The 23,888-nt window shown below is 74.3% G+C and carries 18 protein-coding genes; 6 read left to right on the forward strand and 12 right to left on the reverse strand.

The genetic code is table 11. The annotated features are described in order from the left end of the window. Positions 1–31: 31 nt before the first annotated feature. The 4 genes from JX575_RS07665 to JX575_RS07680 form a co-directional block, all read right to left on the reverse strand. The gene (locus JX575_RS07665; protein WP_186341859.1) at positions 32–1,597 is read right to left on the reverse strand and encodes a peptide chain release factor 3; all 1,566 of its coding nucleotides are present in this window, start codon (positions 1,595–1,597) and stop codon (positions 32–34) included. Between the two features lie 123 nt (positions 1,598–1,720). Beyond that, the gene (locus JX575_RS07670) at positions 1,721–2,422 is read right to left on the reverse strand and encodes an ANTAR domain-containing protein (protein WP_186341860.1); all 702 of its coding nucleotides are present in this window, start codon (positions 2,420–2,422) and stop codon (positions 1,721–1,723) included. Positions 2,423–2,659: 237 nt separating this feature from the next. Beyond that, complete coding sequence (locus tag JX575_RS07675) at positions 2,660–2,917, reverse strand: hypothetical protein (RefSeq protein WP_186341861.1); 258 nt, start codon at positions 2,915–2,917, stop codon at positions 2,660–2,662. Between the two features lie 68 nt (positions 2,918–2,985). Next, on the reverse strand, positions 2,986–4,254 hold the full coding sequence (locus tag JX575_RS07680; protein ID WP_186341862.1) for an MFS transporter: 1,269 nt from the start codon (positions 4,252–4,254) through the stop codon (positions 2,986–2,988). Between the two features lie 136 nt (positions 4,255–4,390). Here JX575_RS07680 and JX575_RS07685 point away from each other — a divergent pair, with 136 nt between their 5' ends. Together JX575_RS07685 and JX575_RS07690 are read left to right on the forward strand one after the other, a co-directional pair. Next, positions 4,391–5,962 carry a hypothetical protein gene (locus tag JX575_RS07685; RefSeq protein ID WP_186341863.1) on the forward strand — a complete coding sequence of 524 codons (1,572 nt, stop codon included), beginning with the start codon at positions 4,391–4,393 and terminating at the stop codon, positions 5,960–5,962. Further along, positions 5,959–7,185, forward strand: coding sequence for an oligosaccharide flippase family protein (locus JX575_RS07690; RefSeq protein ID WP_186341864.1), 1,227 nt, complete (start codon positions 5,959–5,961; stop codon positions 7,183–7,185). Before JX575_RS07685 ends, JX575_RS07690 begins: the two co-directional genes overlap by 4 nt. Here JX575_RS07690 and JX575_RS07695 read toward each other — a convergent pair. From JX575_RS07695 to JX575_RS07725, 7 genes are all read right to left on the reverse strand, one after another. Continuing rightward, complete coding sequence (locus tag JX575_RS07695; protein ID WP_241005380.1) at positions 7,157–7,891, reverse strand: class I SAM-dependent methyltransferase; 735 nt, start codon at positions 7,889–7,891, stop codon at positions 7,157–7,159. The two genes, JX575_RS07690 and JX575_RS07695, sit on opposite strands and share 29 nt — an antisense overlap. A 19-nt stretch (positions 7,892–7,910) precedes the next feature. Beyond that, entirely contained in the window at positions 7,911–9,152 is a 1,242-nt protein-coding gene (gene rffA / locus JX575_RS07700; RefSeq protein WP_186341866.1) for a dTDP-4-amino-4,6-dideoxygalactose transaminase, read from the reverse strand. Continuing rightward, positions 9,149–9,898 carry a sulfotransferase domain-containing protein gene (locus JX575_RS07705; protein WP_186341867.1) on the reverse strand — a complete coding sequence of 250 codons (750 nt, stop codon included), beginning with the start codon at positions 9,896–9,898 and terminating at the stop codon, positions 9,149–9,151. Before JX575_RS07705 ends, rffA begins: the two co-directional genes overlap by 4 nt. Next, entirely contained in the window at positions 9,895–10,845 is a 951-nt protein-coding gene (locus JX575_RS07710) for a glycosyltransferase family 2 protein (protein ID WP_186341868.1), read from the reverse strand. Before JX575_RS07710 ends, JX575_RS07705 begins: the two co-directional genes overlap by 4 nt. A 301-nt stretch (positions 10,846–11,146) precedes the next feature. Then, on the reverse strand, positions 11,147–14,569 hold the full coding sequence (locus tag JX575_RS07715) for an error-prone DNA polymerase (RefSeq protein WP_186341869.1): 3,423 nt from the start codon (positions 14,567–14,569) through the stop codon (positions 11,147–11,149). 81 nt (positions 14,570–14,650) lie between these two features. Further along, on the reverse strand, positions 14,651–16,210 hold the full coding sequence (locus JX575_RS07720) for a DNA polymerase Y family protein (protein WP_222129723.1): 1,560 nt from the start codon (positions 16,208–16,210) through the stop codon (positions 14,651–14,653). Between the two features lie 52 nt (positions 16,211–16,262). Further along, positions 16,263–16,949 carry a hypothetical protein gene (locus tag JX575_RS07725; protein WP_186341871.1) on the reverse strand — a complete coding sequence of 229 codons (687 nt, stop codon included), beginning with the start codon at positions 16,947–16,949 and terminating at the stop codon, positions 16,263–16,265. Positions 16,950–17,121: 172 nt separating this feature from the next. On the opposite strand from JX575_RS07725, the gene JX575_RS07730 reads away from it, so the two are divergent. Both JX575_RS07730 and JX575_RS07735 read left to right on the forward strand, forming a co-directional pair. Continuing rightward, positions 17,122–18,585: a phospholipase D-like domain-containing protein gene (locus tag JX575_RS07730; protein ID WP_241005435.1), complete on the forward strand. Its 1,464-nt coding sequence runs from the start codon at positions 17,122–17,124 to the stop codon at positions 18,583–18,585. Positions 18,586–18,641: 56 nt separating this feature from the next. After that, entirely contained in the window at positions 18,642–19,484 is an 843-nt protein-coding gene (locus JX575_RS07735) for a DNA/RNA non-specific endonuclease (RefSeq protein WP_186341873.1), read from the forward strand. Positions 19,485–19,511: 27 nt separating this feature from the next. Here the strand turns inward: JX575_RS07735 and JX575_RS07740 are convergent, their stop codons facing one another. Then, on the reverse strand, positions 19,512–20,336 hold the full coding sequence (locus JX575_RS07740; protein WP_241005381.1) for a SigB/SigF/SigG family RNA polymerase sigma factor: 825 nt from the start codon (positions 20,334–20,336) through the stop codon (positions 19,512–19,514). Between the two features lie 234 nt (positions 20,337–20,570). Between JX575_RS07740 and pta the strand changes: the two genes are divergently transcribed. Continuing rightward, positions 20,571–22,646 (forward strand): phosphate acetyltransferase, encoded by a 2,076-nt coding sequence (gene pta, locus JX575_RS07745; RefSeq protein WP_186341874.1) that lies wholly within the window; start codon positions 20,571–20,573, stop codon positions 22,644–22,646. Next, a complete protein-coding gene (locus JX575_RS07750) occupies positions 22,643–23,860 on the forward strand; it encodes an acetate kinase (RefSeq protein WP_186341875.1) in 1,218 nt (405 codons plus the stop codon). The genes pta and JX575_RS07750 overlap by 4 nt, the downstream gene beginning before the upstream one ends. Positions 23,861–23,888 lie beyond the last annotated feature (28 nt).

The raw sequence follows: 23,888 nt of genomic DNA on the forward strand, positions 1-23,888 counted from the left end.
CTGTACGCCGACGGCGGGGACGGCCCGTGCGTCAGCCGCCGCCGGCGGGCAGGGGCTCGAGCATGATGTCGGGGTTGTCGCGGGCGGTGACCATCGCCCGCCACTGGTCGACGAAGAGGGCGAGCCGGGTGCCGTCGCTGCGCTGGAGCACCTCGACGCCGCGCTTGCCGGCCAGGGCGCTCGCCCCGTCGGCGTCGGTGCGGCGGGCGACCTGGTAGTCGAGCCGGGAGAGCCGGATGGGCGAGTTGAACTCGTTGGTCATCCGGTCCTCGACGACCTCGAACTGCATCGGTCCGACGGCGGCGAGGACGGGGTTCTGGTCGCCGCGCAGGTCCGAGCGCAGCACCTGCACCACGCCCTCCTGGTCGAGCTGCTCGATGCCGCGGCGGAACTGCTTGTAGCGGCCGATGTCGCTGGCGCTGGCGGTGACGAAGTGCTCCGGCGCGAAGCTCGGCACGGGCGGGTACTCGATCGGGTCGCCGACGTAGACGGTGTCGCCCACCCGCAGGGACTGGGCGTTGACGAAGCCGATGATGTCGCCGGGCTCGGCGGTCTCGACCGCCGCGGTGTCGCGGCCGAAGACCGACTGGGCGAACTTGGTCGCGAAGGGGCGGCCGCTGCCGGCGTGGGTGACCACCATGCCGCGCTCGAACGTGCCGGACACGACGCGGGCGTAGGCGAGGCGGTCGCGGTGGGCGTTGTTCATCCCCGACTGCACCTTGAACACGAAGGCGCTGAAGTCGTCGCCGGTCTCGCGGACCGACCCGTCGACGCCGGCGGTCGCGCTGGGGTCGGGCGCGATGTCGAGCAGCAGGTCGAGGAGCTGGGCCACGCCGAAGTTCTGCAGCGCCGAGGCGAACATCACGGGCGTGGTCTCGCCGGCCAGGAACCGGTCCTGGTCGTGGTCGGCCTCGTCGAGGGTGAGCAGCTCGTGCTCCTCCACGGCGGCCGCCCAGGTCTCCGCGTCGGCGTCGTCGACCTCGTCGGCGGCCATCCGCCGCTCGGGCGCGCGGGTCGCGCCGCCCGCGGTGCGGGTGTACTTCACGAACTCTCCCGTACGCCGGTCGAGCACGCCGCGGAAGTCGCCGGCCTCGCCGACGGGCCAGGTGAGGGGCGTGGGTCGCAGCCCGATCTTCTCCTGGATCAGGTCCATCAGCTCGAGTGCCGAGAGGCCGGGACGGTCCCACTTGTTGATCACCGTCATCACCGGGATGCCGCGCAGGGCGCAGACCTTGAAGAGCTTGAGCGTCTGCGGCTCGAGCCCCTTGCCGGCGTCGACCAGCATCACCGCCGAGTCCACGGCCGACAGCACGCGGTAGGTGTCCTCGGAGAAGTCGCTGTGACCGGGGGTGTCGACGAGGTTGACCACGTGGTCGCGGTAGACGAACTGGAGCGCGGCCGAGGTGATCGAGATGCCGCGGGCCTTCTCCATCGCCATCCAGTCCGACACGGTGGCCCGCCGGTCGCCCTTGCCGTGCACGGCGCCCGCCTCGGTGATGACCCGGGCGTGCAGGGCGAGCGCCTCGGTCAGCGTGGACTTGCCTGCGTCGGGGTGGCTGATGACCGCGAAGGTCCGGCGAGGGCGGGTGTCGGGCACCGCGCGAACCTACCGGCCCGCGGCCCCGACCTCCGCTTCGCCGCCAGCGCCCGAGACCCACGTCACGCCGGCGTAGGGCCGCGGTCCCTGCGGATGGCCGGTCGGGCTGGACCCGTGCGCGGGTCAGCCGTCGTGGAGCCCGACGATGACGCGGGCCAACCGGACGGCGGGGACGCCGGCGCGACGGGCGGCGTCCTCGAGGTGGGCGCGGGCCTGCGCGACCGGGATGTCGCGCTGGGCCGCGACGAGCCCGGTGGCGGCGTCGAGCAGCGCCAGCCCTTCGAGGTGCGCCGGGGCCTCCTGCGCCAGGGTGCGGGTGGTGAACGAGAGGTCGGCGTTGGTGATCGCGCCGGGAGCCCACGCCCCGAAGGCGTCGGCCAGCTGCTGGTGCCGGCCGGCGAAGGTGTCGGTGGCGGCCCCGTAGAGGTTGACCGTCGCGACCACCTCGTCGTCGAGCACGACCGGGAGCGTGAGGGTGCTCTGCACCCCGGCAGCGGCGCTCGCGCGGGCGAAGTCGTGCCAGCGCGACTCACTGAGCAGGCCGCCGGGGGAGGTGGTGATGCCGTGGCCGAGGTCGATGGCGTCGACGCACGGTCCGCTGTCGACGTACTGCACCGCGTCGAGGGTCGCGATCTCGTCGTCGGACGCGACCAGGGTGAAGGTCACGCCGAGCTCGCGGGACGCCAGGCTCACCCCGACCAGCCCCGGCGCGACGCGGCGCGCGGTCTCGGTGGCCGCCGACAGGCTCGTCGCGAGTGCGGCGTCGTCGTCGACGTGGGCACCGAGGTCGTCCAGGGCGCGCAGCGTCTCGGGGATCGGTTCCACGCTCGTGTCGTACCCCGCGAGGCGCGGCGTCATGCCGCCGACGCCCGCGGTGACCGGCGCCGCGATCCGGGTCGGGCATCGCGCGGCCGGCACGCGGCATGAGTCGTCGACACAGGGGTACCGCCAGTCACAGGTGCGGGTGACCTCCGGAGGTCACCGGCCCCCAGACCCGGGTGCTCAAGAAGCGGGCACCCGGGTCGCCCTCCCCACGGAGTGCGTCGTCGGCCCCCGGGTGGGTCACATCCGGCCGCGGAGGCCCTTGTAGAGGTCGATCTCCGACCGCAGCCGCGGTGGCAGCGGGGCGCCCGCCGCGGCCAGCGCCGCGGCGTAGGCCTCCAGCGCGTCGAGCAGCGCCTGGCGCAGCTGCTGCTGCTCGCCGAGCCGGGTGGCGTGCCGCGACTGGTCGAGCGTACGCCGGGCCACGAGCACGTCGTCGAGGAGCGCGGCCAGCTGCTCGTGCCGGCCGGGATCGAGCTGTCGTCCTGATGCTTCCACCATGGCTTGTCCGACCTGTCCAGCCAGGGGCGGGGACCCGGTGCCTCCGCGTGGTGGACGGGTCCAACCTAGCGGCTGCCGCCCACCGGGACGTCCGCGCGGTGCTCGCCGGGCGTCGCCGGCGGGATGCTCCGGTCGGCTGCTGCCGCGCGGAGACGGCGCTGCTGCGTCGACATCAGCGCGACCGCGAGCACCGTCGCGCCGACGGTGATGGCGAACGCGGCAGTGGCGCCCGACTCGTCGGCGAGGCGGCCGGCGAGGCTCGAGCCGAGGGCGTAGCCCAGCCCGGTCGCGCTGGCCAGCGTCGTCATCGCCGCGCCGACCTGGGCCGGCGGCACGGCCCGCTCGGCGAGCGAGAAGACGGCGATCATGTAGGGCGCGACGGCGCAGCCGAGGACCAGCACGGTCGCGGTCGCGGTGCCCAACGAGCCGACGGCCAGCAGCGGCAGCGACAGCACGAGCAGCACCCAGGCGGCGACGAGGGCGCGGCGCTCGTGACCGATCCGCTCGGGGACGAAGGCCGTGGCGAGACCGGCGACCGCGCTGCCGACGCCGAGGGTCGCGTGCACCAGCCCGGCGGCGCCCGGCGTCCCGGCCTCCGTGGCGAGCACGGTGGCGCCGGTCTGGGTGGCGCCGAACAGCATGCCGATCGAGACCTGCGCGGCGGCCAGCACGACGAAGGCGGGCGCGATGAGCCGGCCCGAGCCGACGGCCCGCTCCGTCTCGTGGGTCAGGCGGGCGGACGGGTCGAGCGCGAACGCGGAGCCGAAGACGGCGAGCAGCACCGCGGCGAGCAGGAGCGCCCCGGACGGCGAGACGACGGCGACCGAGAGGCCCACCAGCGCCGGGCCGATCGCGAACGACGCCTCGTCGGCGGCGCCCTCGTAGGAGAAGGCGGCGTCGACGAGCCGGCGCTGGTGGGCACCGGTCGCGCGCGTCAGGGGGCGCCACCTCACCCGGGCCAGCGGCCCGACCTGGGGGAGCACCAGTCCGGTGGCGGCCGCGGTGAGGACGACCAGCCCGTCGGCGGCGTCGGCGGCCACGACCGCGACGAGCAGGGCCAGCCCGGCGGCGCCGAGCAGCGACTGGACGAGGACGACGGGGCGTTGCCCGATGCGGTCGGCGAGCGACCCCGCGACCGGCGCGCCCGCGGCGTTGGCGACGGCCAGGGCGCCGGCGCTCAGCCCGCCGAGGCCGTAGCTGCCGGTGGCCGTCGAGACGAGCAGGAGGGTGCCGAGCTGGCTCATCGCCAACGGCAGGCGGCCGACGAAGGCCACGAGGACGTAGGAGGGGCCGGCGATCGACAGGAGTCGGCGGTAGGAGGCGAGGGGGCTCACGGGATCCTTCAGGGTGCGTCGGTACGACGCGCCGAACCCACCTCCAAGGACGCGTTGAACCCTCTGCTGGCATCCATCCTAGGAGGCCGATCGGACCACCGCCGAATCAGGGTGGCGCCCCCGTAGGGTGGCGGGCGTGCCCCCTCGTCCCGACCGGTCCGACGGCGTCCGGCGCGGCGGGGCATCCCGGCTGCGCGCCGTCGACCCGCTCGTCCCGGTGGTCGGGATCGTCGCGGTCGTCGTCTACGTGCTCCACGGCTTCCACGGCGCGCTGACCCGTGACCTGGGCATCTACAGCTATGCCGGCCAGCAGGTCGCGGACGGGGTGCCGCCCTATCTCGGGGTGCTCAACCGCGCCGGGCCGCTGGCGCACGTGCTGCCGGGGGCAGGGGCGCTCGTGGCGCGCGTCGGCGGCCTCGACGACGTGGTCACCATGCGCGTGCTGTTCATGCTCCTCGCCACGGCCGCGGTGTGCGTGTCCTACCTGCTCGGTCGCGACCTGCTCGGCTCCCGCCCGGCGGGCCTCGTCACCGCGAGCGCGATGCTCGCCTTCCACGGCTTCATCCAGTACGCCTCGAGCGGGCCGCGCGAGAAGACCCCGATGACGCTGTTCGTCCTCGTCGCGCTGTGGGCGGCGACCCGGCGCCGCTGGTTCACCGCGGGGCTGTTCACCAGCCTCGCCACCCTGTGCCTGCAGACGGCGTTCTTCAGCACCGTCACCGCCGTGGTCGTGGCGGCGCTGCTGCTCGCCCACGGACGACGGGTGCGCGCCCTGGTGCAGGTGGGCGTGGGCGGGCTGGTGCCCGTCGCCGTGCTCGCCGCCTGGTTCGCCCTGGCCGGCTCGCTGCGCGAGGCCTACGACGGCTTCTACGGGATCAACCGCCGCTACACGGTGCCCGATCCGCTCGCCGAGGACCTGGAACGGGTGTGGGACGACCTGCAGGTGGCCTACGGCGTGACGGTGTGGCTGCTCCTCGCCGGCACGGTGCTGCTGGTGCTGGTCTCCCTCGCCGCGGTGTCGCGCCGGGCCCGCGACGCCGAGCCGGGGCTCCGGGTGCTGCCCGCGATGGCGGCCGGCCTGGTGGCCGGGCTGGCCTGGATCTGGCGGGAGTACGACGCCTGGCCCGACCTGTTCGCGGTGCTGCCCTTCGCCGCCCTCGGTCTCGGCGCGGCCTACGCGGTGGCCGCGCACGGGCTCGCGCCGCGGCGCCGGGCGGCGGTGGCGGCCGCCCTGGCCGTCGGCGGGGTGGCGCTCGCCCTGACCTATTCGCTGACCTCGCGCGACGACACGCTGCGCGAGCAGCGCGAGGCGACGGAGGCCGTGCTGGCGACCCTGCCTCCCGGCGCCACCCTCACCTCGATCGAGGCACCGCAGCCGCTCGTCCTGGCCGGGCGCACCAACCCCACCCGCTACCAGATGTTCCGCAGCGGCCTGCAGGACTACATGGACGACACCTGGCCCGGAGGCCTGGCCGGCTTCCGCAGCGACCTGGTCGCCGACGGCACCGACCTCGTCGCGGTGGGGGAGACGGTCTCGACCGGGTGGCGCGAGTCGCTGCGGCCCGCCTACGTCTACGTCGGCAGCGCGCCGCTGTGGGACTGGTACGCCCGCGCCTCGCTCGGGCCGGCGACCATCGCCGACCTGCGGGCGGCGGCGGGCTACGACCCGAGCAGTCCGCTCGCCCGCGCACCGGTGCCCGCCGGATGAGCAGCCGCCGGGCACCGGCCCTGCTCGCCGCCGGCTCGGTGGTCAGCGGGCTGCTGGCCTACCTCGTCTTCGTCCTGGTCACCCGCGCCCTGGGGGCCACCGCGGCGGCTCCGGTCTCGGTGCTGTGGACCGCGTGGGCGCTGGCGGGCGCCGCCCTCACGTTCCCGCTCCAGCACTGGATCACCCGGTGCGTCGCCGCCGGGCGCGAGGGCGACGTAGGCCGCTCGGCCGGGGGCGTCGCGACGGTGGTGGTGCTCGTCTCGGTGACCGCCGGGGTGCTGTCGTGGCTGCTGCGCGAGCGGCTCTTCGGCCGCGACGACGGCTGGTTCCCGGTGCTCGTCGCGCTGGTGTTCGGGGGCTCTGCGTGCGTCGGCGTGCTGCGTGGCGGCCTGGCCGGCCGCGGCCGGATGGGGGCGGCGGCGTGGAGCCTGGTCGCGGAGAACGCGCTGCGGTGCGTGCTCGTCGGCGTGCTGCTGCTGGCGGGGGTGCACGACCCCGTCGCCCACGGCCTGGCCCTCGTCGCCGGCTCGCTGGTCGCACTCTGGCCGGCGGCCTGGCGCCTCCACGCGGCCGACGACGAGGCGGGCCGGGCGGGGTCGCTGGCCTTCCTGGGCGGCGCCGCCACCGCCCAGCTGTTCGCCCAGGGCGTGCTCACCGGGGGAGCGGTGGTGGTGGCCCTCGTCGGCGGGTCGCCGGCCGAGGTGACGGTCATGTTCGCGACGCTGGCGCTGTTCCGGGCGCCCTACATGGTCGTGCTGGGCACGCTGCCCCAGCTCACCCACCACGTGACCGGGCTCGTCGCGGCGGAGGACCGGCAGGCGCTTCGCGCGCTCGCGGGGCGGCTGGCCGTGCTCGCTGTCGCGACCGTGGCGATCGGCGCCGTCGTCGGGCTCGTCGCGGGGTCGCCGCTCGTGCGGGCCGTCTTCGGTCGCTCCGTCGAGGTCGGGCCGGGCGTCGCGACGCTCGTGGCGGCGGGGTGCGCCCTGGCCCTGGTCAACGTGGTGCTGATGGTGGTCGCCCTCGCGCTGGAGCGTCCGGGCCGGGTGAGCGGCGCCTGGTGCCTGGCCGTCGTCGCCGGGGCGCTCGTGCTGCTCACGACCGGCGCGGCGGCGCCCCTCGAGCGCGTGGCCGTCGCCTTCCTGGCCGCCGAGGTCGTGGCCACGGCGCTCCTCGCGGTGGTGGCGTCCGGCGCGCTCAGGCCGGGTCGGAGGACGTCGGCCTGACCGCGGCGACGAACACCGAGGAGCCGAAGGGAAGGTCGCCGCGGCGCAGCACCCGCGCCTCCGCACGGCACACGCCGCTCAGCACCCGGTCGAGCGCCGGCGACACCTCGGGCAGGCGCGAGTCGCCCGCGGGTGCGGGCCGGACCCGGCGGCGCAGCCGCTCGGCGGCGAAGAGCGGGAAGACCCCACCGAAGGCGTAGGTCGTGCGCAGCACCCGCGCACCCGCACCCTCGACCAGCGCGACGACCGAGCGCCTGGTGTAGCGCCGGTGGTGGCCGGCCTGGACGTCGTGGTCCGACCACGCCCACTGGTAGGCGGGCACCGAGATCAGCATCCGGCCGCCGGGCGCCAGGACGCGCAGCAGCTCGGCGACCGCGCGGGCGTCGTCCGCGCAGTGCTCGACGACGTCGAACGCCGAGACCACGTCGAAGGTGGCGTCGGCGAACGGCAGCTCGGTGGCCGAGCCGACCACGCCCTCGCCCGGCCTCAGCCCGTCGGGGAACAGGTCCAGCGCGACGTGCTGCTGCGCGCCGCGCATCCACGCGACGCTGGGCGCGTCGGCGCTGCCGACGTCGAGGGTGCGCCGCGGGGTGCCCAGGTGGGGCGCCATCACGGCGTCCAGCAGGTCGGCGCGGGCCCGGTGCCACCAGTAGCCCTCGCGGCGCAGCGAGGAGGAGCCGGGCTGCGCGTCCGTCTCGGCGCTCATCGAGGTGCTCATCGGGGTCTCACCGGGCGGGCGCGGTGGCCGCGCCCGCCTCGAGGAAGGCCGCGACGACCCGGTCGAGGTCCCCGTCGGTGAGGGTGTTGTGGAACGGCAGGCGCAGCAGCCGGCCGCTGACGTCCTCGGCGACCGGGCACTGCGTCGCCCGGACGGCGAAGGCCCGCCCGGCGTCCGAGGTGTGCAGCGGCTGGTAGTGGAAGGTCGCCTGCACCCCCGACTTGCGCATCAGCTCCAGGACGTCGTTGCGGCGGCCGTGGTCGGACAGCAGCACGTAGTACATGTGGTGGGCCGGCTCCCGCTCCTCCGGCACCCGCATCACCTCGAAGCCCAGCTCGTCGCCGTGGGGCGAGAGCGCGGCCTCGTAGTGGTCGTGGATGCGCCGCCGCACGGCCTGCACCGCCTCGCGCTGCTCGAGCTGGGCGAGGAGGTAGGCGGCCAGCACGTCGGAGAGGCCGAACGAGGAGCCGGTGTCCTTCCAGGTGTACTTGTCGACCTGGCCGAGCATGAAGGCGTGGCGGTTGGTGCCCTTGTCGTAGAGCACCCGGGCCCGGTCGACGTCGCGTGCGTCGTTGAGGACGAGCGCCCCGCCCTCGCCGCAGGTGAAGTTCTTGGTCTCGTGGAAGCTCAGCGTCGCGTAGCGCCCGAGGCTGCCGAGCGGCTCGCCGCGCCAGGTGCCGAACAGGCCGTGGGCGTTGTCCTCGACCAGGCGCACCTCGGGCCACTCGGCGAGGACCTCGCGGATCGCCTCGACGTCGCAGGCGACGCCGGCGTAGTGCACCACCACGACCGCCCGGACGTGCTCGTCGAGCAGGGTGGAGAGGTGCTCGGGATCGAGGCCGAGGGTGCGGCGCTCGATGTCGCAGAACAGCAGCCCGGCCCCCTGGCGGGCGTAGGCCAGCCCGGTGCTGGTGAAGGTGAACGACGGCACGATGACGGTGTCGCCCTCCTGGAGGTCCATCAGCATCGCCGAGAGCTCGAGCGCCGCGGTGCAGGAGGTGGTCATCAGCACCTCGGGGGACCCGGTGTCGGCGGCCAGGATCTCCGCCGCGCGGCGGGCGAACTCGCCCCCCGAGGACAGGTGGCCGCCGAGCACGGCCTCCTGGACGTAGTCGAGCTCGCGTCCCACGACCGCGGGCACGTTGAAGGCGATGTCCGGCAGGTCGCCGGTGCCGCCGGGTCCCGGCTGCTGTGCGTGTGCCACCACCGGCACCTCCCTCTCGTCGTCGCCGATCCCGCTCCCGCTCACCACGGCAGCGGACGCCGCAGCCGGGCCGCGAGGTCGGCGTTGCTCTCCCGGAAGTACCCCGCGAGGGCCTCGCTCACGCCTGCGTCGAGGTCGGGCCGGTCGCCGGCGCTCGCGTTGACCGGCCCGGCCGCCGGCGGCGGCGTACGGGCCGGGTCGAGGCCCAGGTCGCCCACCAGTGCCGGCAGGACGGCGGGGTCGGCGAGCAGCTCCTCGAGGAACAGCACGTGGGTCGTCGCCGGGAACGCAGTCGTCCACGGGACCAGCTGCTCGGCGTAGCGACCGCGCCGCAGGTAGGCGAACGGGGACACCGACGAGCGCCGCCGGTCCCACGGCTGGTCGTCGCCAAGGTCGGCGAGCAGCGCCTCCTCGAGCCCGCGGGTCTCGATCCCGTGCGCAGTGCTGAGGCGCCAGTGCGACACCGCCCGGCGCACCGGGTCGCGCAGCAGCACGACCACATGCGGCTCGCCGAGCATCGCCGCGGCGCGGGCGGGGGCGCGCGGGTCCTCGAGGTAGCTGGTGCTCTTGTCGCCGAGCAGGTCCTCGTCGGTTGCGTGCGCGAACCACGTCCGGTCGTACCACTCGGCACCGCGTGTCGACAGCTCCGCGTCGCAGAAGACCTTGGGCTCGGGGGGCGACGGGCGGGCCATCGCCACGTCGGGGTGGGCGTCGAGCGCGGTGGCGAGGTAGGTCGTGCCGCACCGCTGCGCGCCGACCACGAGCAGGTGCCGATGGGTGCACCCGCTCACGAGGAGACCCGGCGCGCGACGTGGTAGGTGCTGACGGCGCTGACGGCGTTGAGGGTGCGCACGACGTACTCGCCGAGCATCGACAGCAGCATGATGACGAAGCCGTTGAGCAGCGCCAGCAGCACCGCGATCGTCGTCCAGCCGGGCACGGGGGAGTCCACGAACAGCGACCGGACGAGGTAGAAGAGCCCGAGCAGGAAGCTGCCCCCGGCGACCGCGAACCCCACGCCGGCGGCGAGGCGCAGCGGGAAGACGGAGTAGCTGAACAGGATGGTCAGCACGAGCGAGGCGATGCGGCGCAGGCCGTAGGAGCTGGTGCCGACCGGGCGCGGGTCGTGGCGCACCAGCACGTCGGCGGGGTCGCTGGAATACATCAGCGCCTGGCCGGTGATGTAGGGGTGGGCGGTGCGCGAGGCGCAGATCCGGTCCACCACGTCGCGGCGCAGGATCCGGAAGTTGGACACCGCGAGGCCCGCAGGCTGGTCGAAGACGCGGCGGTTGATCATGCTGATCACCTTGCTGCCGAGCCGGCGGTGGCCACGGGCCTGCTTGCGCTCGAAGCGGCCGAAGACCACGTCGTGGCCCTCCATCGCCTTGTCGATCAGCAGCAGCGCCTGGTCGGGCGGGTTCTGCAGGTCGTCGTCGAGGGTGATGACGTAGTCGCCGCTCGCCTCCCGCATGCCGGCGAGGTTGGCGTGGTGCTGGCCGTAGTTGCGCAGCAGGTCGAGGGCGACGACGTGGGGCGACTGGGCGGCGAGGGCGGCGATGACGTCCCAGCTGCCGTCGCGGCTGCCGTCGTTGACCAGCACGACCTGGTGGCGCAGGCCGGCGGCCTCGAAGACCTCGAGCACGGCGGCGACGGTGCGCCCGACGACGTCCTGGCTGTTGTAGACCGGGATGACGACGGAGTAGGAGAAGTCGGTGGGGTCGGTGGGGGCGGGGCTCACGCTTTCCCTTCCCTCGGCGACACGACCCGGACGGTCGGCTCGTGTCGAGCATAGGGGCGACGACGGGCGTGGCGCGTCTCGTTTCGCCCGTGGTCGGAGTCCCCGGGTCGGAGTCCCCGCTCGAGCGGGGACTCCGACACCTGGAGGCCGTTGCAACCCCCACCAGGTGTCGGACCACCCCACGAAGCTCGACGTCGTCCACAGACCGCGGCGCCACGCTGGGCTCAGCGATGGGACGCCCGGCGGTGGACCCACGGTGGGGGAGCGTCGCCTCGTGGTCGCACCGACCACGGGATCCGGGTCAGCGGAAGTCGCGGGACGAGGCGCGGGCCTGCAGCACCGCGCCGGCGCCGGGGACGACGACGTCGATGCCCTCGACCCGGTCGGCGACGAGGTTGGTGACCCCCTCGTTGCGCTCGAGGCGGCCGCGCACGACCACGGCCACCGAGTTGCGGGCGGCCTGCCGGTGGGCCTTCATCACCCCGATCGAGCAGACGACGTTGAGCATGCCCGTCTCGTCCTCGAGGTTGAGGAAGGTGACCCCCATGGCGGTGCCGGGACGCTGCCGGTGGGTGATCAGGCCGCCGACGTGGACGCGCCGCCCCGCCTCGGCGGTGGCGAGCTCGGCGATCGAGCGCACGCCGGCTCGCCGGAGCTGGGCGCGCAGGTGCTCGACGGGGTGCCGCTCCGGGGAGACGCCGGTGGCCCAGAGGTCGGCGAGGGTGATCTCGGGCTCGGACATCCCGGGCAGCGTGGGCGCGGCCGGGGCAGGGGTGGTGCCGGGGAGGTGCTCGGCACCCTCGGCGAAGCCGGCCGCCCAGAGCGCCGAACGACGATCGAGCCCCCACGCCTCGAACGCGCCGGCGGTGGCCAGGGCCTCGAGCTGGGCCGACGTCAGCCCGGCGCGCCGGGAGAGGTCGGTGATGTCGGTGAAGGGGGCCTCCTCACGCGCGGCCACGATGCGGCGCGCCACGTCGAGGCCGATGCCGCGCACCGAGTCGAGGCCCAGGCGTACGGCGAGCGCGCCGTCGCGCCGGTGGGCGGGCACCGGGTCGGGCGTGCCGGGCACCCACTCGACCCGCTCGAAGCGCGGCCGGCGGCACGCGTCGAGCCCGGTCGCGGCCACCGGCCGGGCACCGGTGGACTCGGTGGGCTCGAGGGGCTCGAGGGGCTCGAGGTCGGCCTGGGCGGCCGAGCGCGTGACGTCGGGACGGCGTACGTCGACGTCGTGGCGCCGGGCGTCGTGGACCAGCGACTGCGGGGAGTAGAAGCCCATCGGCTGGTTGCGCAGCAGGCCGGCGAGGAACGCCGCGGGGTAGTGCAGCTTGAACCAGGACGAGGCGTAGACCAGCAGGGCGAAGGACAGGGCGTGCGACTCGGCGAAGCCGAAGTTGGCGAAGGAGAGGATCTTGACGTAGATCGAGTCGGCGAGCTCGCCGGTGATGCCGCGGCGCCGCATGCCGGCGTAGAGCTTGGCCTTGACCGACTCGATGCGCTCGACGCCGCGCTTGGAGCCCATGGCGCGGCGCAGCAGGTCGGCGTCGTCGCGGCTGCAGTCGCCGAGGGTCACCGCCATCGCCATCAGCTGCTCCTGGAACAGCGGCACGCCCTTGGTGCGCTCGAGCACCGGCACCAGCTCGGGGTGGTCGTAGGTCACCGGCTCCTGCCCGGTGGCCCGGCGCACGTAGGGGTGGACGGCACCACCCTGGATCGGACCGGGACGGATGAGGGCGATCTCGATGGCGAGGTCGTAGAACTCGCGCGGGCGCAGCCGGGGCAGCGTGCCGATCTGGGCCCGGCTCTCCACCTGGAAGACCCCGATCGAGTCGGCGCGGCACAGCATGTCGTAGACCGCCGGCTCCTCCTTGGGCATAGTGGCGAGGTCCCAGTGCTCGCCGAGGTGCTCGCCCACCAGGCGCATCATGTGGTCGAGCGCGCCGAGCATGCCCAGGCCCAGCAGGTCGAACTTCACCAGCCCCATCGACTCGCAGGCGTCCTTGTCCCACTGCAGCACGGTGCGCCGGTCCATCCGGGCCCGCTCGATGGGGCACACCTCGCCGATCGGGCGTTCGGTGAGGACCATGCCGCCGGAGTGGATGCCGAGGTGGCGCGGCGCGCCCATCAGCTCGTCGGCGAGCGCGACCACCGCCGGGGGCACGTCGTGGGCCGCCGGGTCGCCCAGGTCGCCGGACACGACCGAGCTCCACCCGTCGATCTGCTTGGACCACGCGTCCTGCTGGCCGGGGGAGAAGCCGAGCGCCTTGGCGGCGTCGCGCACGGCCATGCGGGGGCGGTAGGCGATGACGTTGGCCACCTGCGCGGCGTTGCGCCGCCCGTAGGTGTCGTAGACCCACTGGATGACCTCCTCGCGGCGGTCGGAGTCGAAGTCGACGTCGATGTCGGGCTCCTCGTCGCGGTGGGCGGAGATGAAGCGCTCGAAGGGCAGCTTGTAGAAGACCGCGTCGACGGCGGTGATGCCCAGGGCGTAGCAGACCGCCGAGCTCGCGGCCGAGCCGCGGCCCTGGCACAGGATGCGCCGCTCGCGGGCGAAGGCGACGATGTCGTGGACGATGACGAAGTAGCCGGCGAAGTCCTTCTCGGCGATGACCCGGAGCTCGTGCTCGAGCCGCTCGCGGGCCTCGCGCTCGTGGGGCACCCCGGCGTAGCGCTCGGCGAAGCCGCGCTCGGCGAGCACCCGCAGCCAGGAGTCGGCCGTGTGGCCCTCGGGGATCTGCCGCTTGGGCAGGGCGGGGGAGGCCTTGCGCAGGTCGAAGGCCAGCTCCTCGGCCAGGGAGACGCTGCGCTCGACCGCCCCGGGGTGGGACGCCAGCGCGGCGGCGGTCTCGGCGCCGCTGCGCAGGTGGGCCGAGCCCGACAGGTCGAGCCAGCCGTCGAGCTCGGCGAGGCTGCGGCGGGCCCGCACCGCCGCCATCGCCGAGGCCAGCCGGTGCCGTTGGGGGGTGGCGTGGTGGACGTTGCCGGCGGCGACGACGTCGAGCCCGTGGACGGCCGCGAGCCCGGCGAGCGCGGCGTTGGTGGCGTCGGACCCCGGTCGTGGGGAGAGCTCGACGAGCACGTCGTCGAGGCCGAAGAGCGACGTCAGCCGGTCGAGCGCCGCGGCCGCCGCGGGCTCGCCGCCGGCGGCCAGCGCCTGCCGCACGGTGCCCTTGCGGCAGCCGGTCAGCACCACCCAGTGCCCGCGCCCGCGCTCGCCGAGCTCGTCGAGGTCGTAGACGGGCCGGCCCTTCTCGTCGCCGCGCAGGTGCGCGTCGGTCATGGCCGCGGCGAGGCGGTGGTAGCCCTCCACGCCCCGCGCCAGCACGAGCAGGTGGCTGCCCTCGGGGTCGGGAACGCCGTTCTGCGGACCGCTCAGCCCGAGCGACAGCTCGGCGCCGAAGACGGTGGGCAGGTCGTAGGCCGCGGCGGCCTCGGCCAGCATCGGGGCCCCGTAGAAGCCGTCGTGGTCGGTGATCGCCAGCGCGGACAGGCCCAGCCGCACGGCCTCCTCGACGAGCTCCGCCGGCGAACTGGCGCCGTCGAGGAAGCTGAAGTGGCTGTGGCAGTGCAGCTCGGCGTAGGGCGTCACCGTGGCGGGTCGCTCGATCGCCCGCGCCTCGGGGGTGGCGCGCTTGCGTCGCGACACGGGGGCGTCGTCGGCGCCCGGCAGCCCGCTCAGCCGGCGCTCGAGCTCCTTCCACCGCATGGCGGGGTTGTTCCAGCCCATCAGCGCACGCCTCCGGTCCCACACCCACGACCGAGCCGACGCCTGCCGTGGTGCACGTGGTGCACGTGGTGCACGTGGCGCTCAGTCATAGCCGGCCTCCAGGGCCCACCCGTCCGGGGCGCGCACCAGCAGCCAGGCGCGGCCGTCTGCCCCGACGACCTGGAAGCGGGCGGTGGGCCCGGACGCGCCCGACCACCAGCCCTCGTCGACCGGCCACGGCCCGGCCCACGCGGTCACCGGCTGCCAGGGCAGCACGCCACCGCCGACCCGGAAGCGTCGCGGCTCGCCGGTGACGACGCCCCGGTCGGTGACCCGCACCTCGCGGCCCGCCTCGTCGACGACCTCGGCCGCCGGGGGAGCGGCGAAGACCCGCACCGGCGCCGGCCCCGGCACCCGGCCCGGCCACGGCCGGTCGACGGGTCGGAGGTCGACGGCCCGCTCGCCCCACGGCACCAGGGCCTGGCGTGCGGCGGGGGTGCGCCCGCCCTGGAGCACCGGTCGGCGCACCGCGTCGAAGCCGACCATCCCCTGGACCCTGGCCACGCCGCGCTCGACGAGGTCGTCGGAGGCGCTGCCCCACAGCGCCTCGCCGTGCGCCGCCGCGGGCTCGACCACGTCGGGCACGAACCTGACCCGGTCGATGGGCGCGTGTACGACACCGGCGTGCTTGCGAGCCCGCAGCGAGCCGCCCACGGTCGCCGACTGCAGCTGCCAGTGCACGCGGTCGACGAGGTCGCGCGCGGTGAAGTGGCGGGGGTGCAGCCAGGTGCGCGACGAGCAGACGGCGCCGTCGGACTCCGCCTCGACCCGCACCCCCGTCGCGAGCAGCTGGTGGTGCGCCAGCTGGGAGACGAAGCGCTCGGCGGTGGTGCGCACGCTGAACGTGATCGCCTCCACCGAGTCGAGGGCGGGCTCGAACGCCACCTCCGCGTCGAGGTCGGGGGGCGGCGTCCGGGCGGCGAACAGCGCGGGGTCCTCGCCGCGTGCCCGGCGGCGCACGCTCGCCCCGTAGGCGCCGAGCCGGTGCTCGACGGCGTCGCCGGGCAGGTCGGCGAGGTCGCCGAGCGTGGGCAGCCCGAGCCGCTGCAGCAGCCCGACGAGCTCGCGCCCGCGCGCCCCGTCGTCGGCCAGCACCTGCACGGGCAGGTCGCGCAGGAACGCCGCCGACCCGCCGGCCGGCACGACCGTCCACGCCTGCACGTCGGCCGTGCGGGCGGCCTGCTCGGCGGTGAAGAGGTCGTCGGCGATGCCCACCCGCACGTCCCACACGCCGCCCTCCACGATGGCCTGGCAGGCGGTGGCGGCCGCGGCCGTCTCGCTGCCGTACCAGCTGCCGGGGGCGCGGACGGCCAGCAGTCCGGGGCGCAGGGCCGCGACCCCGGGACGCAGGTCCTCCACGGTGGCCAGCACCGGCTCGAAGGCGCGGGCGTCGCGGTCGGGGTTGGCCGGCAGCAGCACCAGCTCCGGGCACCTGGCCTGCGCGTCGCGCCGGCGCTGCCCGCGGCGTACGCCCTCGGCGCGCGCCGGACCGTTGCACACCTCGACGGCATTGGCCGCCAGCACGGCAGCGGGGGAGCGCAGCGACCTGCCCGCCTCGTCGAGCGCGGCCACCACCGACCAGTCGGGGCACCACACGACCATCACCCTCACCGCGACACCACCCGCGACCTCACCTGCGACCCCACCCGCGAGCTCATCCGGAGGCCCGGTGGATCTCCCGCACCCGCCGCGGGACGTCAGGGGCGACCGGCCGCACACCCGGCCAGGCCAGCTCGACACGCCGGGCCGGCCGCGCCCCGCGGCGGACGACGACGTGCGCGCGGCGCTGCTCCAGCTGCCCGGCGCCCGCGGCGGGACCGCTCCACGTCGACCCCTCGAGGCTCAACCGCGCCTCGACGCGCGGCCAGTCGCCCTGCACGACCAGCACCGCCGACCGGGTGCGCAGCCGCGAGTCGAGGACCGCCGCCGTGCGCTCGTCGACGGTGGCCGGCGGGCGCAGCACCACGACCCGGAGCACGTCGACCAGCGCCGCCGTCACCTCGAGCCAGTGCTCGCCGGGATCGGGCACCAGCACCGTGCGGGACAGCTCGATCCCGAGCTCGGCGGCGGCCTCGGCGCCGAAGTCGGGCCAGCCGGCGAAGCCGACCCACTCCCCGGCCCGGGAGGCCCCGGCGGCGAGGGCCAGCGCCAGGGACGCCGAGTCGACGGCGTAGGTTGCCCCCGCGTGCAGGGACATCAGGCCGGCCAGCCCGGGGAGGGTGGGGACGGGCTCCCCGGCCGCCTTGATCTCCATCCTGCTCTCCATGGCCGCCACCCGCTCGCGCAGCTGCTCGACCACGGAGCGACCCGGGTCGAGGGCGACGGAGCGGGCGGACGACATGCCCTCATGATCGAACAGGCGTTCGAACGAGTCAAGCCAGTCGACCTGCCCTGCCGGACTTGCGGGCGAGGTGCTAGAAGCGGTCCGAGGACGTGGCCGCAGAGGCCCCCAGAGCCGGGCCGGTCTGCTTATCCTGAAGGGCACAGCGCGTCGAGAGGTGGGGGTCGTGTCGATGAAGTCGAGGTTCGTGGGGAGCCTCTGCCTGGTGCTGGTCGGCCTGGTGGTGGCGATGCTGGGTCCGGTCGCCCCCGGTCGGGCAGTGCCCGGAGGGACGGTCGCGGCCCAGGCCGGTCCGAGTGCCGGCACGTCGGCCAGACCGGCGCGCTGGGAGGCCTTCAAGGGCCCCTTCTTCAACGACCCCCACCTGCGCAAGGGGCACTTCCAGATCGAGCGACGGGTGATCGAGACGATCAACCACACGCCGAAGGGGTCGACGATCCGGATCGCGATCTACTCGCTCGACCGGGTGCCGGTCGCCCAGGCGCTGGTCGCGGCGCACCGCCGCGGCGTACGGGTCCAGATGCTGCTCAACGACCACTGGGAGACCAGGGCGATGAAGCTGATCCGGGCCGAGGTCGGCAAGAACCCGCGTCGCAACAGCTTCATCTACAAGTGCAAGCAGAGCTGCCGCGGGACGGCCAACGAGTTCAACAACCTGCACTCGAAGTTCTACCTCTTCAGCCAGGCCGGCGCGAGCGAGGACGTGATCGCGGTGGGCTCGGCCAACATGACGCGCAACGCCGCCATCCACCAGTGGAACGACCTCTACTTCACCTCGGGCGACCACGAGCTGTACCGCCAGTTCGTCGGCCTCTTCAACGACATGCGCCGCGACTACGACACCCGCCAGCCGCCGATCTCGTTCTGCGGCACCCCGGTCGGGCCGGTGTGCGACGACTCCGTCGACAAGCACACCGTCGTCGCCTTCCCGCGGGTCGCGCCCCTCAAGGACGACCTGGTCGTCACCCTGCTCAACCGGGTCGGGTGCCGCAACGTCGACCCCGTCACCGGGAAGGTCACCCGCACCCGCCTGGCCCTGTCGATGCACACCATGCGCGGCAGTCGCGGCGACTACCTGGCCGAGGCCATCCGCCAGAAGTGGATCCAGGGCTGCGACGTGCGGGTGAGCTACGGGCTCATCGGCTATCGCACCAAGGGCATCATCGGCGCCCCGACCAGGCGGGGCCGGATCCCGCTGCGCTCCACCGGGATGGACTACAACACCGAGGACAACTTCGACCTCAACAACGACGGCGTGGACGACCTGATCCTCGACTACTACAGCCACCAGAAGTACCTCGTCATCCAGGGCACCTACAACGGCGTGCCCAACACCTCGATGGTGCTCACCGGCTCGGTCAACTGGTCCAGCCTGAGCACGGCCAACGACGAGGTGTGGTTCACCATCCGGGGCGCGAAGGTGGCGAAGAAGTACCTCAGGAACTTCAACTACCAGTGGAACAACAAGCGCAACACCCGCAACGCCTACACCACGACCTACGCCAACTTCCGGGTCCGTCGCACGGTGGTCGACCCGGACGGCACCACCCGCACGGTGTGGCGCACCGTGCGCCGCCCGGTCACCACGGTCGAGCCCGACCGCTACCTGCCCGGGCCCTACTGGGAGGCCGACTGACGCGGGGAGCGGGCCGGCCGCCGCCACGACCGCCCGGACTGCGCGACACGGCACCCATGGCACTGGGGTACGACGCGCGGTTCCTGCGGCCCGACCCCGACGCCGATCCCGGCGCGGGGGCGGAGCTCGCCCCGCCCACGGCGCCCGCGCCGGGCGAGGACGACGACCCCGTGGCGGCGTCCCCGCTGGACTACACGCACTTCACCGTCCGGATGCATCCCGAGCGCAGGCTCGCCTGGTGGGTGGCGTGGAACATCGACGGCCTGCGCCTGTTCCCGGGGGAGAGCATCAGCCGCTCGGGCGAGCGCTTCCGGCTCGACCCGCGCCTGCCCGCCGACGCCCAGGTCGGCGAGGCGGCGTACGCCGACAACGACCTCGACCGCGGCCACGTGGCGCGCCGCTCCGACCTGCTGTGGGGCACCCTCGCGGAGGCCCGGCAGGCCAACTCCGACTCGTTCTTCTTCACCAACATCACCCCGCAGCACCAGGACTTCAACCAGTCCGGTCGCGGCGGGGTGTGGGGCCTGCTCGAGAACGCCGTGCTCGCCCTCGACGGGCTCCAGGACCGCCGGTTGAGCCTGTTCGCCGGGCCGGTGCTGGCGCCGACCGACCCGCTCTACCGGGGCGTCCGGCTGCCCGTCGAGTACTGGAAGGTGGTCGTCTACGTCGCCGACGACCAGCTGCGGGCCAAGGCGTTCGTGCTCACCCAGGACCTCAGCGGGCTCGAGCGCGCGGTGCCCGACTTCCTCGACGAGTTCGACACCTACCTCGTGCCGCTCGACCTGCTCGAGCAGCGCACCGGGCTCGCGTTCGCGAGCCTGCGCGAGCACGCCGCGCCCGACGACCTGAGGCGCGAGGGCGCGGCGCTCGTCACCGACGTCGACCAGGTCGCCTGGTAGCCCGGCTGCCCGCCCCGTCGCGGTGGCTCAGGCGGCCGGGGCCAGGTCGGACAGGTCGCCGCGCAGGCGCTCGAGGGCCTTGGCCAGGATCCGTGACACCTGGGCCTGGGTCAGCCCGACGAGGTCGGCGATCTCCTGCTGGGTGCGTTCGTCGACGAAGCGCCAGTGGATGATCCTGCGGTCGCGCTCGGGCAGCCGGCTGACCGCCGAGTCGAGCACGAGCCGGGCCTCCAGCGAGGCGAACCCGCGGTCCTCGAAGCCGAGGACGTCGGCGATGGGCCCGGCGCCCTCGTCGTCGCTGCTGTCGATGGAGGTGGGGCGGAAGCAGCCGTCGGCCGACAGGGCCTCGACCACGTCGTCGAGGTCGACGCCGAGGTGCGTCGCCACCTCGGAGGGGCGCGGGGAACGTCCGAGCTCGGCCTCGAGCTCGTGCTGGACCGCGCCGATGCGCGCCTGGAGCTCCTGGATGCGTCGCGGCACCCGGATCATCCAGCCGGAGTCGCGGAAGTGCCGGCGCAGCTCTCCTCGCACGGTGGGCACGGCGTAGGACAGGAAGTCGTGGCCGGCGGCCGGGTCGAAGCGGCGGGCCGCCTTGGTGAGCCCCACGAGGGCGACCTGCTCGAGGTCGTCGAGGTCGATCCCGCGGTTGCGGTAGCGGGCGGCCATCGAGCGGGCCACAGCGAGGTTGGCCTCGATCAGCTCGTGGACGAGCTCCTGGCGCTCGGCCTCGGTGCTCGCACGGCGGAGGTCGTCGACGATCGACGCCGTGCGGCGCGCGCGCTCCTCACGTTCGATCGTGGTGGGCTGGACGGTGACCTGCGCAAGACGCGGGGGCGTCGTGAGGGTGGCCACGAGTTCTCCTTCCGGCGGGGGTGTCTGTCGGCGTCGTGGCTCGGGTACGAGCTCCCAGAATCCTGACGTGCCCACGGTCTGCCCAACAGCCGAAAAGCGAAAACCATGGACAGACCGTGTACAAGATCACAGCGCGGGTCCGGAGCCACCCCGCCGCCTCCGTCCGAGCGGCGCGGGCGCCCGGGCTCTCGTACCCCCCGGAGAGCCCACCGGCGAGCGGTCTAGTCTCGACACATGGCACGCAGCGTGTACGTGGCGGGGGTCGAGGGCTTCACGGGCAAGTCGGCGGTGGCGCTCGGCGTTCTCGAACAGCTCTCGCGGCGGGTGGCGCGGGTCGCGGTCTTCCGGCCCGTGGTCCGTGCCGAGGCGTCGGCCGGCGAGGTCCACGACTATGTCCTGGACCTGCTCGTCTCGCACGACGCCGTCGCGCTGACGTACGACGAGTGCGCGGGGGTCAGCTACGACGACGTGCACGCCGACCCCGACGCGGCGATGGAGCGCATCGTCGCGCGCTACCACCAGGTCGCGGAGAAGAGCGACGCCGTCGTCGTCGTCGGCAGCGACTACACCGACGTCGGCGCCCCGGCCGAGTTCGCGTTCAACGCGCGGGTCGCGGCCAACCTCGGGTCCCCGGTGCTGCTGGTGCTCAACGGCCACGAGCGGGGCGTCGAGCAGCTGCGCACGGCGGCCGCGATGGCCCAGGCCGAGCTCGCGGCCAACCACGCGACGCTCTTCGCGGTCATCGCCAACCGCGTCGACCCCGCCGCCCTCGACCGCACGGCGACGGCCCTGCGCCAAGACGGCGTGCCGGCGTTCGCGCTGCCCGAGCAGCCGCTGCTGAGCGCCCCCTCGGTGGCCGACCTGATGGCGGCCTGCGACGGGCGCCTCGTGCGGGGCGAGGAGGAGCAGCTGGCGCGCGAGGTGCCGGGCCTCGTGGTCGCGGCGATGACGCTGCCCAACGTGCTGGACCGGCTCTTCGACGGCGCCCTCGTGGTCACCCCCGGCGACCGGCCCGAGGTGGTGCTCGGCGTGCTGAGCGCGCACCAGTCGGCCAGCTTCCCGCAGATCTCGGGCATCGTGCTCAACGGCGGGTTGCCGCTGCCAGAGCAGATCGACCGGCTGCTCGACGGGATCGACGTGGCGCTGCCGATCGTGGCCACCGACCTCGGCACCCACGCCACCTCGACCGCGCTGACCAACCGGCGCGGCCGCCTCGACAAGGACTCCCCGCGCAAGATCGCGACCGCGCTGACCATGTTCGCCGACCACGTCGACGGCGAGGAGCTGATGAGCGGCCTGGAGGTGGCCCGCACGTCGGTCGTCACGCCGCTGATGTTCGAGCACCAGGTCCTCGACGACGCGATCGCCGACCGGCGCCACATCGTGCTGCCGGAGGGGGAGGAGGAGCGCATCCTGCGCGCCGCCGACGTCCTGCTACGGCGCAACGTCGCCGACCTGACCCTGCTCGGCGACCCGATGTCGGTGCGGGCCAAGGCGGCCCACCTCGGCATCGACGTCTCGGGCGCCCGGCTGCTCAGCCCCTACGACGAGGAGCTGCGCGAGAGGTTCGCCCAGGAGTACCACCAGCGGCGCGCGCACAAGGGCGTGACGCTCGAGGCGGCACGCGACATCGTGGTCGACGTCTCCTACTTCGGCACGATGATGGTCGAGCTCGGCCTGGCCGACGGGATGGTCTCGGGGTCGGTGCACACCACGGCCCACACGATCCGCCCGGCGCTCGAGGTGATCCGCACGGTGCCGGAGGTCTCGGTGGTGTCGTCGGTGTTCTTCATGTGCCTGCGCGACCAGGTGCTCGTCTACGGCGACTGCGCCGTCAACCCCGACCCCACGGCCGAGCAGCTCGCCGACATCGCGATCGCCTCCGCCCGCACCGCCGCCGCGTTCGGGATCGAGCCGCGGGTGGCGATGCTGTCCTACTCGACCGGCACGTCGGGCAGCGGCACCGACGTCGTCAAGGTCACCGAGGCCACGGCGCGGGTGCGTGAGCGGGCGCCCGACCTGCTCGTCGAGGGCCCGATCCAGTACGACGCCGCGATCGACGCCGCCGTCGCCCGCACCAAGCTGCCCGACTCCGCCGTCGCCGGGCGGGCCACCGTCTTCGTCTTCCCCGACCTCAACACGGGCAACAACACCTACAAGGCCGTGCAGCGCTCGGCCGGGGCGCTGGCGGTGGGGCCGGTGCTGCAGGGCCTGCGCAAACCCGTCAACGACCTCTCGCGCGGCGCGCTGGTCCGCGACATCGTCAACACCGTCGCGATCACCGCCATCCAGGCACAGGAGCTCTCATGACCACCCAGGTGCTGGTGCTCAACGCCGGCTCTTCCTCGCTGAAGTACCGCCTCCTCGACGGCATCACCGGCGTGGCCGAGGCGACCGGGTCGGTGGAGCGGATCGGGGAGGAGTCCGGCCGGCTCACCCACTCCGTCGACGGCCGGGCCCACGTCGAGGAGCGGCCTGTCGCCGACTTCGAGGACGCGCTCCGCTCGACCGTCGAGGCCTTCCGCCAGCACGGGCCCGCCATCGACCGCGACGCGCTGGCCGCGGTCGGCCACCGGGTGGTGCACGGCGGCAGCTCCTTCTCGGAGCCGGCGGTGGTCGACGACCGCGTGCTCGCGACCCTCGAGGACCTGGTGCCGCTCGCGCCGCTGCACAACCCCGCCAACCTGGAGGGACTACGGGTCGCGCGCGAGCTCTTCCCCGACGTGCCGCAGGTCGCGGTCTTCGACACCGCCTTCCACCAGACGATGCCCGAGCACGCCTACACCTACGCGGTGCCGGTGGCCTGGCGCGACGAGCACCGCGTCCGGCGCTACGGCTTCCACGGCACGTCGTACGCCTTCGTCTCCCGTCGTGCCGCCGAGATGCTGGGCCGCACGGTCGAGGACACCAACCTCATCGTGCTGCACCTCGGCAACGGGGCGTCGGCCGCCGCGATCCGGGGCGGTCGGTCGATCGACACCTCGATGGGGTTCACCCCGCTCGAGGGCCTGGTGATGGGCACCCGCTCCGGTGACATCGACCCGGCGATCCTCGGCCACCTGCAGCGCACGCTCGGCTGGTCGCTGGAGGACATCGACCGCGCGCTGACCCGCGAGTCGGGCGTCCTCGGCCTCTCCGGCGTCAACGACTTCCGCGTGCTCGAGCAGCGCCGCGAGGACGGCGATGCCGCTGCGGCGCTGGCCTTCGACGTCTTCGCCTACCGGGTGCGCAAGTACGTCGGCGCCTACTACGCCGCGCTCGGCGAGGTGCACGCCGTCGTCTGCACCGGCGGGGTCGGCCAGTACAGCCCTGACGTGAGGGCCGCGGCCCTCGGCGGCCTCGATCGGCTCGGCATCGTCCTCGACCCCGAGCGCAACGTCGCCGTGGGGCGCAAGGAGGCCGCCACGGTGTCGGCCGACGGCTCCGACGTCGCGGTCCTGGTGGTGCCGACCAACGAGGAGTGGGAGATCGCCCGGCAGGCGCTCGCCGTCGTCGGCGAGCAGGACGCGTCCGGCGGGGAGTAGGCCTGGCGGCCCGAGGTCGCCGGCGCTG

The organism is Nocardioides sp. zg-1228, from assembly GCF_017086465.1.
Lineage (GTDB): Bacteria > Actinomycetota > Actinomycetes > Propionibacteriales > Nocardioidaceae > Nocardioides.

What these genes read in the sequence shown, in the direction of transcription:
- JX575_RS07690 (WP_186341864.1), top strand. Translation starts at nt 5,959, where the DNA reads ATGAGCAGCCGCCGGGCACCGGCCCTGCTCGCCGCCGGCTCGGTGGTC.
- JX575_RS07695 (WP_241005380.1), bottom strand. Translation starts at nt 7,891, where the DNA reads ATGAGCGCCGAGACGGACGCGCAGCCCGGCTCCTCCTCGCTGCGCCGC.
- JX575_RS07715 (WP_186341869.1), bottom strand. Translation starts at nt 14,569, where the DNA reads ATGGGCTGGAACAACCCCGCCATGCGGTGGAAGGAGCTCGAGCGCCGG.
- JX575_RS07720 (WP_222129723.1), bottom strand. Translation starts at nt 16,210, where the DNA reads ATGGTCGTGTGGTGCCCCGACTGGTCGGTGGTGGCCGCGCTCGACGAG.
- JX575_RS07725 (WP_186341871.1), bottom strand. Translation starts at nt 16,949, where the DNA reads ATGTCGTCCGCCCGCTCCGTCGCCCTCGACCCGGGTCGCTCCGTGGTC.
- JX575_RS07730 (WP_241005435.1), top strand. Translation starts at nt 17,122, where the DNA reads ATGAAGTCGAGGTTCGTGGGGAGCCTCTGCCTGGTGCTGGTCGGCCTG.
- JX575_RS07735 (WP_186341873.1), top strand. Translation starts at nt 18,642, where the DNA reads ATGGCACTGGGGTACGACGCGCGGTTCCTGCGGCCCGACCCCGACGCC.
- pta (WP_186341874.1), top strand. Translation starts at nt 20,571, where the DNA reads ATGGCACGCAGCGTGTACGTGGCGGGGGTCGAGGGCTTCACGGGCAAG.
- JX575_RS07750 (WP_186341875.1), top strand. Translation starts at nt 22,643, where the DNA reads ATGACCACCCAGGTGCTGGTGCTCAACGCCGGCTCTTCCTCGCTGAAG.